The 12,958-nt window shown below is 74.2% G+C and carries 12 protein-coding genes; 9 read left to right on the plus strand and 3 right to left on the minus strand.

The features are described 5' to 3' along the window. Positions 1-197 precede the first annotated feature (197 nt). From KUM32_RS32540 to KUM32_RS32550, 3 genes are all read left to right on the plus strand, one after another. The gene (locus KUM32_RS32540) at positions 198-836 is read left to right on the plus strand and encodes a DUF3043 domain-containing protein (protein WP_217145553.1); all 639 of its coding nucleotides are present in this window, start codon (positions 198-200) and stop codon (positions 834-836) included. A gap of 83 nt (positions 837-919) precedes the next feature. Continuing rightward, entirely contained in the window at positions 920-1,657 is a 738-nt protein-coding gene (locus KUM32_RS32545; protein ID WP_217145533.1) for a bifunctional 2-polyprenyl-6-hydroxyphenol methylase/3-demethylubiquinol 3-O-methyltransferase UbiG, read from the plus strand. Positions 1,658-1,755: 98 nt separating this feature from the next. Further along, a complete protein-coding gene (locus tag KUM32_RS32550) occupies positions 1,756-2,832 on the plus strand; it encodes a S1C family serine protease (protein WP_217145534.1) in 1,077 nt (358 codons plus the stop codon). Positions 2,833-2,875: 43 nt separating this feature from the next. On the opposite strand, the gene KUM32_RS32555 is transcribed toward KUM32_RS32550, so the two are convergent. Continuing rightward, complete coding sequence (locus KUM32_RS32555; RefSeq protein ID WP_217145535.1) at positions 2,876-3,094, minus strand: hypothetical protein; 219 nt, start codon at positions 3,092-3,094, stop codon at positions 2,876-2,878. A gap of 189 nt (positions 3,095-3,283) precedes the next feature. On the opposite strand from KUM32_RS32555, the gene KUM32_RS32560 reads away from it, so the two are divergent. After that, positions 3,284-4,483 carry a bifunctional adenosylcobinamide kinase/adenosylcobinamide-phosphate guanylyltransferase gene (locus tag KUM32_RS32560; protein ID WP_217145536.1) on the plus strand — a complete coding sequence of 400 codons (1,200 nt, stop codon included), beginning with the start codon at positions 3,284-3,286 and terminating at the stop codon, positions 4,481-4,483. Here KUM32_RS32560 and KUM32_RS32565 read toward each other — a convergent pair. Beyond that, entirely contained in the window at positions 4,472-5,158 is a 687-nt protein-coding gene (locus tag KUM32_RS32565; protein WP_217145537.1) for a class I SAM-dependent methyltransferase, read from the minus strand. The genes KUM32_RS32560 and KUM32_RS32565 overlap by 12 nt on opposite strands. A 200-nt stretch (positions 5,159-5,358) precedes the next feature. Between KUM32_RS32565 and cobT the strand changes: the two genes are divergently transcribed. Next, positions 5,359-6,477, plus strand: coding sequence for a nicotinate-nucleotide--dimethylbenzimidazole phosphoribosyltransferase (gene cobT, locus KUM32_RS32570; RefSeq protein WP_217145538.1), 1,119 nt, complete (start codon positions 5,359-5,361; stop codon positions 6,475-6,477). A 401-nt stretch (positions 6,478-6,878) separates the two neighbouring features. Beyond that, entirely contained in the window at positions 6,879-7,661 is a 783-nt protein-coding gene (locus KUM32_RS32575) for an adenosylcobinamide-GDP ribazoletransferase (protein WP_217145539.1), read from the plus strand. A 30-nt stretch (positions 7,662-7,691) separates the two neighbouring features. Here KUM32_RS32575 and KUM32_RS32580 read toward each other — a convergent pair whose 3' ends face one another. After that, the gene (locus KUM32_RS32580; protein ID WP_217145540.1) at positions 7,692-8,504 is read right to left on the minus strand and encodes an endo alpha-1,4 polygalactosaminidase; all 813 of its coding nucleotides are present in this window, start codon (positions 8,502-8,504) and stop codon (positions 7,692-7,694) included. A 250-nt stretch (positions 8,505-8,754) separates the two neighbouring features. On the opposite strand from KUM32_RS32580, the gene KUM32_RS32585 reads away from it, so the two are divergent. From KUM32_RS32585 to KUM32_RS32595, 3 genes are all read left to right on the plus strand, one after another. After that, entirely contained in the window at positions 8,755-10,290 is a 1,536-nt protein-coding gene (locus tag KUM32_RS32585; RefSeq protein WP_217145541.1) for a leucyl aminopeptidase, read from the plus strand. A gap of 404 nt (positions 10,291-10,694) precedes the next feature. After that, positions 10,695-12,083 carry a dihydrolipoyl dehydrogenase gene (gene lpdA, locus KUM32_RS32590; RefSeq protein ID WP_217145542.1) on the plus strand — a complete coding sequence of 463 codons (1,389 nt, stop codon included), beginning with the start codon at positions 10,695-10,697 and terminating at the stop codon, positions 12,081-12,083. A 63-nt stretch (positions 12,084-12,146) separates the two neighbouring features. After that, positions 12,147-12,958: biotin/lipoyl-containing protein (locus KUM32_RS32595; protein WP_302185203.1), on the plus strand; the 812-nt coding region annotated here is incomplete at its 3' end.

Here is a 12,958-nt window from a genome sequence, read left to right on the forward strand (position 1 = left end):
GTACGGGCCCTGCATCCATTACCGCACTGTTCGGGGACGGATGCGCTCATCCCCAAGGACGACTGCGTGCGCTCCCGGTCCGGCGTAGGGAGTAGGTGCTCCCCGGGGGTTGTGCGGGAACCGGTGTCCGGGCTGTACGCATCGTCCCCTCTGTCCTCTTACAGACGACCGGCGTTGCCGGATCGTTCCCCACCGGGCTGGGGTCCACACCGCCGCACCCCGTACCCTTGGGCTTTGTGTTCCGTAGCCGTGCCAAGGAAGAGAAGGCCCAGAGCGTCGTCAAGACGCCGGTGACCGACTCCAAGCAGCCCCGCGACCCGCAGGCCCCGAAGGGCAGGCCCACGCCCAAGCGCAGTGCGGCCCAGTCCCAGCGCCGCAGCGTCGCCAACACGCCGATGACGCGCAAGGAGGCCGCCAAGCGGCAGCGCGAGGAGCGCCGGACCGCGATGGCTCGCCAGCGCGAGGCGCTGGCGAGCGGGGACGAGCGGTACCTGCCGGCCCGTGACAAGGGGCCGGTCCGCAAGTTCGCGCGCGACTTCGTCGACTCGCGGTTCAACATCGCGGAGTACTTCCTGCCGATGGCCGTGGTCATCCTCGTGCTGAGCATGGTCCGGGTGGCCTCGCTGCAGAACGTCGCGCTGCTGCTGTGGCTGGTCGTGATCGTGCTGATCGTGCTCGACTCGCTGGTCACCGGCTTCCGGCTGAAGAAGCGCCTCGCCGAGCGCTTCCCCGACGACCGCAGGCGCGGCGCGGTCGCCTACGCGCTGATGCGCTCCCTCCAGATGCGTCGGCTCCGGCTGCCCAAGCCGCAGGTCAAGCGCGGGGAGCGGCCCTGAGCACGACGCCGTTCGCCGGGGGCGCGGCCGATGCCTGGCTGGGCGGGCTCGGTGGTCTCCGGGACGTCGTACGGCAGGAACTGGTGGCCCGGCAGCTCGACGAGCAGATAGTGGGGCGCTTCCCGGTCGGCAGGCGGCTGCGGGTGCTCGACGTCGGCATGGGGCGGGGAGCCCAGGCGCTGCGGCTGGCACGGGCCGGGCACCAGGTGACCGGCCTGGAGCGGGACGCCACGATGATCGCCGCGGCGCGCGAGGCCCTGGCCGGCCAGCCGGAGGGCATCCGGGAGCGGATGCGGATCATCGAGGGGGACGGCCGGGACACCGGCGTGCACTTCAAGCCGGGCAGCTTCGACGTGGTGCTGTGCCACGGCGTGCTCATGTACGTGGAGGAGCCCGACCCGCTGCTCGCGGGACTGGCCCGGATGCTCGCCCCCGGGGGACTGCTGTCGCTGCTGGTGCGCAACGGTGACGCGCTCGCCATGCGCCCCGGTCTGTACGGCGACTGGGCCGGCGCCCTCGCGGCCTTCGACACCAGTGCCGGTCTCCCCCACGCCCGGACCGACTCGGACGGGGGGACGGCCGTCCGGCTCGGCCCCGGCGTCCGGGCGGACCGGCTGGCGACGCTGACGGCGAAGCTGGCGGGCATCGGCGCCCCGCTGCACACCTGGTACGGCGTGCGGGTCTTCACGGACACGGCGGCGGACGACGCCGCGGTCCCGGACGACCTGGAGACCCTGCTGGCCGTCGAGGAACGGGCGGGGCGCACCGACCCGTACCGGGGGGTCGCGGCGCTGCTGCACCTGTGCGGGGTACGGGGCTGAGCGGTTCGCCGTCCGGGCGGTGTTCCGGGCACCCCCGCGGGCGCCCGTTCGGATGAGTACGGGGAGCCGGGGCCCCCGCGCGCGGTGAGACTCGGGGCATGGACGCTTCCCGCACCCGTGTGTCCCGGTCCGGTGCTCCCGTCGCCGCGCTGGCGTGCTCCCTGCTGTTCGTCGCCGGCTGCTCCGGGCCGGGTTCCGGTGCGGGCGCCCGGGGCGAGGAGGGCACGGCACAGGCCGCCGCGCCGCTCGCGGCCAACGACCTCCAGGACGACTACCTCCGGGTGATCAGGGACGTACTGCCGTCGGTCGTGCAGATCCAGGCCGGGGACGACCTGGGGTCGGGGGTGGTGTACGACGGCCGGGGGCACGTCGTCACCAACGCGCACGTCGTCGGTGACCGGGAGAGCTTCCGGGTGACGACCGCCCACAGCGAGGAAGCGCTGGCCGCGAGACTCGTCTCGTCCTACCCCGAGCAGGACCTGGCCGTCATCAAGCTGGACAAGGTGCCCGACGGGGTGCGGGCGGCCGGCTTCGGGGACTCCGCGAAGGTCGAGGTGGGGCAGATCGTGCTGGCCATGGGGTCGCCGCTCGGACTGTCGTCCAGCGTGACGCAGGGCATCGTGTCGGCGACCGGGCGGACCGTGACCGAGACCAGCAGCGGCGGCGGTACGGGCGCGACCATCGGCAACATGGTGCAGACGTCCGCGGCCATCAACCCCGGCAACAGCGGCGGCGCCCTGGTGAACCTCGACGGCCGGGTCATCGGCATTCCGACGCTGGCCGCGACCGACCCGGGCCTCGGCGACAGCGCGGCGCCCGGCATCGGGTTCGCGATCCCGGCGTCGATGGTGAAGACGGTCGCCGACCAGATCATCGCGGACGGCCGGGTCACCGACTCGGGCCGGGCGGCGCTCGGCATCACCGGCCGCACGGTGATCGACGACTCCTACCAGCCGGCGGGGGTGGCCGTCGTGGAGGTCGCTTCCGGCGGGGCCGCCGACAGGGCGGGGCTGGTGACCGGGGACGTCATCGTCCGGCTGGGGGACACGGACATCACGACGATCACCTCGCTCTCCGAGGAGCTGGCGTCGATGAAGCCGGGTGACCGGACGAAGCTGACGTACACCCGCGACGGCGACGAACACACCGTCGAGGTGACCCTGGGAGAGCACTGACGGGGCGGGGCCGGCCCGGTCGGCCGGGGCCGGCCCCCGCCGGTCAGGCCTCCGCCTCCTCGGCGTGCAGGCTCATCGGGCCGTAGATCTCGGTGGAGTCCTCGAACAGCCGCACCTGGTCGGTGCCGCCCTCCTTGAGGTCCTTCCAGTGCTCCCCGATCCAGGACTCGGCGTCCCCCTGCGTGGTGAACTCCTCCGGCTGCACCGCGGGCCGCACCTCCGTCCCGTCGGCCGTCTCGAACCGCCACGTCCATGCCACCATGTACGCCTCCAAGATGTGAGCGCATGCGGAGCGGAAGCCGGATCACGGCCCGGCTCCCGGTCGCAGCCTATGCGCTGGGCGGGGCCACTCCGTAGGAGGCCGGCAGACCGGGAGACGAGAAGGTGCCGGCTCGCGGCCTCAGGGGCCCTCGGGCGCGCGTGTCGTCGGGCGACCAGTGAAAATCGGTGCGTGGACGTGACTCTGCTCGGCACCGGTGCCCCCGCGGGACTCCCCCGCCCCGACTGTCCCTGCGCGGCCTGTGCCGTGGCGCAGGGCGAGCACGCGCGCGCGGCGGCGGCGCTGCTGGTGGACGGGGCGCTGCTGCTCGACCTGACGCCCGGTGCCGCGTTCGCCGCGGCGCGGGTCGGGCGTTCGCTGGCCGGCGTACGGCAGGTGCTGCTGTCGCACCCGCACGACGGCCCGGCCGTGGAGGTGCCGGCCGGGCTGCCGCAGCCGGGGCGGGTGCCGGACGGGCGGGAGCTGGCGCTGCTGACCGGGCACCGGGTGCGGGCGGTGGCGATGGACGCGCCGGGCACCGGGTACGCCGTGACCGGTCCGGACGGGCAACGGCTGCTGTACCTGCCGCCGGGCGGCGCCCCGGCCGGACTGGAGGAGCCCGCGGAGCCGTACGACCTGGTCCTCGCGGACGTCGTGGGACGGCCGGACGCGCTGGCGAAACTGCGGGCGGTGGGGGCGGCGGGGCCGACCACGGACGTCGTCGCCGTCCACCTGGGTCACGACGTGCCGCCGGGGCGGGAGCTGGCGCGGCGGCTCGCGGCGGTCGGGGCGCGGGCGGTGCCGGACGGGACGACGCTGGTGGTGGGCTCCTACGAGGACGTGCCCGACGTACCGCGGCGGACGCTGGTGCTGGGCGGGGCCCGGTCGGGCAAGTCGGTGGAGGCCGAGCGGCGCCTGGAGGCCTTCCCCGACGTGCTCTACGTGGCCACCGGCGGCTCCCGCGACGGGGACACCGAGTGGGCGGCACGGGTCCGCGCCCACCGGGACCGGCGTCCGGGGTCGTGGCGCACCGCCGAGACGTGCGATCTGGTGCCGCTGTTGCGGGAGGACGGGCCGCCGTTGCTCGTCGACTGTCTGTCGCTGTGGCTGACGGACGCGATGGACGCCGTGGGGGCGTGGGACGACGCGGAGTGGGCCGACGGCGGCGAGCGGGCTCTGCGGGACCGGGTGCGGGAGCTGACGGAGGCGGTGCGCGCCACCCGGCGCACCCTCGTCGCCGTGTCGAACGAGGTGGGGTCGGGCATCGTGCCGGCCACGGCGTCGGGCCGCCGCTACCGGGACGAACTCGGGCGGCTGAACGCGGCGTTCGCCGTGGAGTGCGAGCAGGTGCTGCTGGTGGTGGCGGGGCAGGCGCTGGTGCTACGGGGCTGACGCGTCCTTGCGCGCGATGACCCGGTGGGCGCGCGCGCCGGTGAGCACCGTGCAGCCGCCGGCCGCGAGTTCGGCGCGCAGCCCCGCCGGGTGCGGGGTGCCGGGCGGGGGGACGAACAGGCGGCGCGCTTCGGCCACGTCGACGAGCAGATGTCCGCCGGGGCGGAGCACGTGGAGGGCCGCGCGCAGTTCGGCGCGGGGGTCGGGAACGCGTTCCAGCTGCTGGAAGAGGCTCACCACGTCGTAGCGGGCCCGCAGGCGGGCCGCGATGTGCGGGTCCGTCAGACGTCCGACGAACGCCTCCTCCACGCGCTCGGCCGCGCGGGCCCGCAGGACGCGGTGGGTGGGGTCCAGGCCGTCGAACGAGGTGTACGGGAAGTACGCGCGCGCGGTGCGGGGGAAGTCGGCGTCGGCGGTGCCCACGTCGAGCCAGCTCTCCGGCTCGGGGCAGCGGGCGAGCATCGCGCGGGCGGCGAGGCGGTACCGCAGGCGTTCGCCCGCGAGGACCGACGGACGCTCGGTCGCCGACGTGAGCGAGGGGTCGCGGAAGGTGTGCCGGCAGTCCCGGCACCGGGCGAGGACGGACCGGCCGTGCGCGGCCCGGCGCAGGCGGGCGCGCAGCCGGCGCGAGCCGCACCAGGGGCAGTCCTCGCGGTGCGGTCCGTACCGCGGCATGGGTGGCACCGGCGGTGGCGGAGGCGGCGCCGAAGGGGCGGAGGGTGCGGACACGGGCGGCTCCCGACGCGAAGGGGGACGGCGATAATCCACGCAAAACGTTACGTACGGGATCGCCTTCCGGGGCGCAACGACGCCACCCTGGCGCGGTGCGGACCGACCCGCCGTCGCGTTCGACCGGGGCCGGTACTGTTCGGCGAATGAGCTCGCTGAATCTCGACGACTTCACCGATCTGATCGAGCGCCCCGACGGCGGGGTGCGCCGCGACGCCGAGGAGCGCCGTGAGCGTCAGGTCGTCCCGCCCGGATCGCTGGGCCGCCTGGACGACCTGGGCGAGTGGCTGGCCGCGGCGCAGTCGGCCGTACCGGTGCGTCCGGTGGAACGGCCCCGGGTGGTGCTCTTCGCCGGTGACCACAGGGTCGCCGAACTGGGCGTCTCGGCCCGCCCCGCGGGCGCCGCCGGTGAGCTGGTGCGCGAGGTGCTGGAGGGCGGACGGCCCGTGTCCGTGCTGGCCCGGCGCCTCGGCGTACCGGTGCGGGTCGTCGACATGGCGCTGGACTGCGACCCGGAGACGCTGCCGGCCGGGGTCGTGCGGCGCCGGGTGCGGCGCGGCGGCGGGCGCATCGACGTCGAGGACGCGCTGACCCTCGAGGAGGCGGAGGCCGCCTTCCGGGCCGGGATGGCGGTGGCCGACGAGGAGGCCGACTCCGGTACGGACCTGGTGGTGCTCGGCGATGTGAGCGTGGGCGGGACCACGGCGGCGGGCGTACTGGTCGCGGCGCTGTGCGGGACGGACGCGTCGGTCGTCACCGGGCGCGGTGGGCTGGCGATCGACGACCTGGCCTGGATGCGCAAGTGCGCGGCGATCCGCGACGCGCTGCGGCGCGCCCGCCCGGTGCTCGGGGACCAGCTGCGGCTCCTCGCGACGGTGGGCGGCGCCGACCTCACCGCGATGACGGGCTTCCTGCTGCAGAGCGCGGTGCGGAAGATGCCGGTGATCCTGGACGGGGTCGTGACGGCGGCGTGCGCGCTGGTCGGACAGCGGGTCGCGTTCCGGGCACCGGACTGGTGGCTGGCCGCCCACGACAGCGGGGAGCCGGGTCAGGCCAAGGCGCTGGACCGGTTGGCCATGGAGCCGCTGCTGTCCCACGGTGTGACCGTGGGCGAGGGCACGGGCGGTCTGCTGGCGCTCCCCCTGGTCCAGGCCGCGGCGGCACTGGCGGCGGAACTGCCGGAGGTCTCCGACGGAGGCGAGGACGAGGACGAGGGCAAGGGCGAGGGCGAGGGCGAGGGCGAGCAGGAACGCGCCGAGGTCTGACCGGACAGGCCCGGCACGGGTCGGAGGCGGGGAGCCGCTGCTCACGGATCGCCCACCGAGGACGCGCGCCGCACCCCGGCCCAGCAGCCGCACCGCGCCCGTCCCCCACCGGCAGGGACCACGGGGGAGCCGCCCCGGGTAACGGGGAGCCGCCCCGGATGACACAGCGCCCCTGGGCGGCACCGACAACCCGACGACCACTGGGGCATCGCCGGACGGCCCTGCCGCCCTGACCCCGGCGAGAGCCACGGAAGCCACCGCCGGGCGGCACCGAAACCCCGATGACCGCTGGGGCGCAGACGGACAGCCCTGCCACCCCTGGCCCCCGGCAGGGGCCACGGTGAACTGCCCCCGGACGACGCGGCGTCAGGCGGACCACGGGCGGCGGGTAGTCTGCGCCGGTGTTCAGGACCCTTTTCGCCGACGGCCTCCGTTTCGCGTTCGGCACCCTCACCGTGCTCCCCGTCAGGGTGACCCGCTGGGACAGGGAGGCCGCGCGCGCCGGCATGCTGTGCGCGCCGCTGGTCGGGCCGGTCGTCGGTGTCGCCGCCGCCGCCGCCGGGATCCTGCTGCTGTTCCTGGGCGCCGGGAGCCCGCTCGCCGCGGTCGCCACCGTCGCCGTACCCGCCGTACTCACCCGTGGGCTGCATCTGGACGGGCTGGCCGACACCGCGGACGGGCTCGGCAGCGGGAAGCCCGCCGAGGACGCGCTGCGGATCATGAAGCAGTCGGACATCGGGCCGTTCGGCGTACTCGGCATCGTGTTCGTGCTGCTGGCCCAGGTGGCCGCGCTGGCCCAGGCGTACGAGGGTTCCTGGGCGCGGGGCGCGCTCGCCGCCGTCGTCTCGGCGACCGCCGCCCGGCTGGCGCTGACGCTGGCCGCCCGGTCCGGGGTGCCCGCCGCGCGCCCGGAGGGACTGGGCGCGGCGGTCGCCGGGGCGGTGCCGGTCCGCGCGGCGGTCGGCGTGGCCGCCGCCGTCACGGTGGCCGCCGCGGCGGCGGGCGCGCTGCTCGGACCGTACGACGCGGTCCGCACGGCACTCGCCGTGCCGGTCGCGGTCGCCGCCGCGGAACTGCTGCTGCGGCGCTGCGTGCACCGCTTCGGCGGGGTCACCGGTGACGTCTTCGGCGGCGTGGCGGAGACCGCGGCCACCGCCGCGCTGGTCGTGCCGGTCCTCGGCTGAGCCGAGCCCGGGACCGGCGTGCGGCCCGGTTCAGCAGGCCTCGCGCCACGCCCCCAGTTCGTACTTCTTCAGCATCGAACTCAGCCGCAGCTCACGGGAGTCGGCGCAGAACCGCTCGGTCGGCAGTTCGTACTCGACGTGGAAGACGGCCTTGTCCGCGTCGATGAACGGCTTGTTGTCGGCGCACTCGCCGAACTGGGCGCACTGCTCGTTGACCGCGAAGTCGAAGTCGTCCACCAGCTCCGGGATCTGGTCGAGGTCGTTCTTGAGACCGACGGCCATGCCGCGGTCGTGGGCGAGTTCGGCGATCAGCCGGTTGTAGCGGAGCTGGTCGTCGGCGGTGAGCGGGAAGCCGGTCTCGTTCTTGTAGCCGTCCATGTTGTCGGGCTCGACGGCGTCGAAGCCCTTCTCCCGGCACATGTCGATGCGCTCGGCCATCAGCGGCTCCAGGACGTCGGTCTCACGTATGTCGAGCCAGCGTTCGCCCTCCCAGCCGTTGCCCTTGCCGAGCACCGACTTCGGGAACTTCTCCGCGTCGGGGCGGAAGTCCTCCCAGGCGCCGGTGGACAGGTAGCAGATGACCTTGCGCCCGTCGTCGTGCAGCCCGGCCACCGTGGCCTTGGTGTGGTCGAAGCCGTCTATGTCGTAGACCGGCACGTCCACGGAGGTGTCGAGCCTGCCGCTGAGTTGCCACTGCCAGGCGGTGCCGGGGCGGGGCTGCCAGTGGCCGGCGGCCGCCGGTTCGTCGCCGGAACCGGCGGCCTCCGGCTTGTCGCCGGCGGGCGAGGAACAGCCGGCGAGCAGCAGCAGGAGAAGGGCCGTCGACAGGACCGGGCGTCGCACGAGGGGACTCCAGGGGTGTGGGGGTGGCAGGGTGGTCACCAGGAATGATCTCCCATCCCCGGCACCGCACGGGAAACCGCGGCCCCGCGGGAGGGAGCGAACGCGGGCGCGAGCGTAGGCTCGTGCCGGGTGTCCGCCTGCCCAGGTGGGCACCGCACCGCAGGAGGGATCTAGGGTCGGTTGTCGGGCCCGGTCGACCCACCCGCATTCGGCCACACCAGACTTCATACGGAAGCGAGAATTCACCACCGTGACTGCTCTCACTCTCTCCACCGCCGCGGCGGCCGGCCTGCGGGCCGACGCGATCGTGATCGGTGTCGCCAAGGGCGACCGCGGCCCGGTCGTCGCACCGGGCGCCGAGGCCGTGGACAAGGCGTACGACGGCCGGCTCGCCGGTGTCCTGGAGACCCTCGGCGCCACCGGGGCCGAGGGCGAGGTGACGAAGCTGCCCGCGCCGTCCGGCTTCAAGGCACCCGTCGTGGTGGCGGTGGGCCTGGGCGCCCAGCCCGGGAAGGACGCCGGTTTCGACGCCGAGGCGCTGCGCAGGGCCGCCGGCGTCGCCGCCCGCGCCCTGAACGGCTCGAAGAAGGCCGCCTTCGCCCTGCCGCTGGGCGACGCCGCCGACGCGGGCACGATCGCCGAGGGCGTGCTGCTCGGCGCGTACTCCTTCGACGCCTACAAGGAACAGGGCCCCCAGGCACAGGGCGCCGCCAAGGGCAGCGCCAAGGCCCCGCTGGCCGAGGCCGCGCTGCTCGGCGGCAAGCCCCGTGACAAGGCGTACAAGGCCGCGATCGACCGGGCCGCCGCCGTCGCCGAGGAGCTGAACCGCGCCCGCGACCTGGTCAACACCCCGCCGAACGACCTCAACCCCGAGGCGTTCGCGGCGATCGCGCAGGCCGCCGCCAAGGAGCACGGCATCAAGGTGCAGGTGCTCGACGAGAAGGCGCTGACCAAGGGCGGCTACGGCGGCATCCTCGGCGTCGGCGCCGGCTCGGCGTCGGGGCCGCGTCTGGTGAAGCTGTCGTACACGTCGTCCAAGGCGACGAAGACCCTCGCGTTCGTCGGCAAGGGCATCACCTACGACTCGGGCGGCATCTCCCTGAAGCCGGCCGGGCACAACGAGACGATGAAGTGCGACATGGCCGGTGCCGCCGCCGTGTTCGCCGCGGTCGTCGCCGCCGCGCGCCTCGGCCTCGACGTCAACGTCACCGGCTGGCTGGCGCTGGCCGAGAACATGCCGTCCGGTTCGGCGACCCGTCCGGGTGACGTGCTGCGCATGTACAGCGGCAAGACGGTGGAGGTCCTCAACACCGACGCCGAGGGCCGTCTCGTCCTCGCCGACGCGCTGTGGGCGGCCTCGCAGGACAAGCCCGACGCGATCATCGACGTGGCGACGCTGACCGGCGCGATGATGCTGGCGCTGGGCAGCCGTACGTACGGGATCATGGCGAACGACGACGCGTTCCGCGCCGCGGTGCACGAGGCCGCGGAGGAGGTCGGCGAGCCGGCGTGGCCGATGCCGCTGCCGGAGCACCTGCGCAAGGGCATGGACTCGGCGACCGCCGACATCGCGAACATGGGCGAGCGGATGGGCGGCGGGCTGGTGGCCGGTCTGTTCCTGCGCGAGTTCGTGGGCGAGGGGATCACCTGGGCGCACCTGGACATCGCCGGGCCGGCCTTCAACGAGGGCGGACCGTTCGGTTACACGCCGAAGGGCGGGACCGGGACGGCCGTCCGGACGCTGGTGCGGGTCGCCGAGCTGACGGCCGCGGGTGATCTGGGCTAGGGGCGCCCGAGAGCCCGGGGGTGCGGGTGACTGCGGCGGCTGCGGGCCCGTTGTGGCTTGTCGCGCCCACGCGGCGCAGCCGCCGATCAAGCACAGCCCCGCGCCCCTGGTGGGCGGTCCGCCCGCCGACCGGGACGAAACCGCAGGCCGGTCTGCGCCCGCGCGGCGCAGCCGCAGACCGGAGACGGCCCCGCGCCCCTCGCGGCGTCGTCCCACCGCCCGCGCCGAGGGAACGTGGGGCGTCTCACACACCGGCCCCGCGTCTCGTTCGCCCTCCGCAGGTGCGAAGATGGGGCTCGGCAGGACAGGGCCCCACCTAAGGGCCGAGAACAATGAGCGGCCGGACACCAGCCGCCGACCGGTCACTGGAGACCGGCGTGGCGCACATGCATGGAGGACGTGACGTGGCGAACGACGCCAGCACCGTTTTCGACCTAGTGATCCTCGGCGGTGGCAGCGGTGGTTACGCCGCGGCCCTGCGCGGGGCGCAGCTGGGCCTGGACGTCGCCCTGATCGAGAAGGACAAGGTCGGCGGTACCTGCCTGCACAAGGGATGCATCCCCACCAAGGCCCTGCTGCACGCGGGCGAGATCGCCGACCAGGCCCGCGAGGGCGAGCAGTTCGGCGTCAAGACGTCCTTCGAGGGTGTCGACATGGCGGGCGTGCACAAGTACAAGGACGAGGTGATCGCCGGCCTGTACAAGGGCCTGCAGGGTCTGGTCGCCTCCCGCAAGGTGACCTACATCGAGGGTGAGGGCCGCCTGTCCTCCCCGACCTCGGTGGACGTCAACGGTCAGCGGATCCAGGGCCGCCACGTGCTGCTGGCGACCGGCTCCGTGCCGAAGACCCTGCCGGGCCTGGAGATCGACGGCAACCGGATCATCTCCTCCGACCACGCCCTGGTCCTGGACCGCGTGCCCAAGTCCGCGATCGTGCTGGGCGGCGGCGTCATCGGCGTCGAGTTCGCCTCCGCGTGGAAGTCCTTCGGCACCGACGTCACCATCATCGAGGGCCTCAAGCACCTCGTGCCCGTCGAGGACGAGAACAGCTCCAAGCTGCTGGAGCGCGCCTTCCGCAAGCGGGGCATCAAGTTCAACCTGGGCACCTTCTTCCAGAAGGCCGAGTACACCCAGGACGGCGTCAAGGTCACCCTCGCCGACGGCAAGGAGTTCGAGGCCGAGGTCCTGCTCGTCGCCATCGGCCGCGGCCCGGTCTCGCAGGGCCTGGGCTACGAGGAGGCCGGGGTCGCCATGGACCGCGGTTACGTCCTCGTCGACGAGTACATGCGGACCAACGTCCCGACCATCTCCGCCGTCGGCGACCTCGTCCCGACCCTCCAGCTCGCGCACGTCGGCTTCGCCGAGGGCATCCTGGTGGCGGAGCGGCTGGCCGGTCTGAAGACCGTCCCGGTCGACTACGACGGCGTGCCCCGGGTGACGTACTGCCACCCCGAGGTCGCCTCCGTCGGCATCACCGAGGCCAAGGCCAAGGAGATCTACGGCGCGGACAAGGTCGTCGCCCTGAAGTACAACCTGGCCGGCAACGGCAAGAGCAAGATCCTCAAGACCGCGGGCGAGATCAAGCTCGTCCAGGTCAAGGACGGTGCCGTGGTCGGCGTCCACATGGTCGGCGACCGCATGGGCGAGCAGGTCGGCGAGGCCCAGCTGATCTACAACTGGGAGGCGCTGCCGGCCGAGGTGGCCCAGCTCATCCACGCCCACCCGACCCAGAGCGAGGCGCTCGGCGAGGCGCACCTGGCGCTGGCCGGCAAGCCGCTGCACTCCCACGACTGACCACCCTCGGTCACTGGGCGCGACGACACAGACTTCCGCAATTCCTAAGGAGCAACCGAAACCATGGCGGTTTCCGTAACCCTTCCGGCGCTCGGCGAGAGCGTCACCGAGGGCACCGTCACCCGTTGGCTGAAGGCCGAGGGTGAGCGCGTCGAGGCCGACGAGCCGCTGCTCGAGGTCTCGACCGACAAGGTCGACACCGAGATCCCGGCCCCCGCCTCCGGCGTGCTGTCCTCCATCAAGGTCGCCGAGGACGAGACGGTCGAGGTCGGCGCCGAGCTGGCGCTGATCGACGACGGCTCCGGCGCACCGGCTGCCGAGGCCGCTCCGGCCGCCCAGCAGGTCGCCGAGCCGGCTCCCGAGCCGGCGCCGGCCGCCCCGTCCACCGAGCAGGCCGCCCCGGCGCCCGCTCCCACCGCCCAGGCCGCTGCCGGCCAGGGTGGCGGCGGTTCCGCCGAGGGCACGGACGTGGTCCTGCCCGCGCTGGGCGAGTCCGTCACCGAGGGCACCGTCACCCGCTGGCTGAAGTCGGTCGGTGAGAGCGTCGAGGCCGACGAGCCGCTGCTCGAGGTGTCCACCGACAAGGTCGACACCGAGATCCCGGCCCCCGCCTCCGGCACCCTGCTGGAGATCGTGGTCGGCGAGGACGAGACGGCCGAGGTCGGCGCCAAGCTGGCCGTCATCGGCGCGGCCGGTGCCGCTCCGGCCGCCGCCCCCGCCGCTCCGGCCGCCCCGGCCCAGCCCGAGCCCACCCCGGCTCCGGCTCAGCCCGCCCCGGCTCCTGCTCCCACCCCGGCTCCCGCGCCGGCCGCTCCGGCTCCGGCTCCCGCCGCTCCGGCTCCGCAGGCGTCCCCGGCGCCCGCGCCGCAGCAGAC

The organism is Streptomyces sp. AC627_RSS907 (assembly GCF_019049165.1).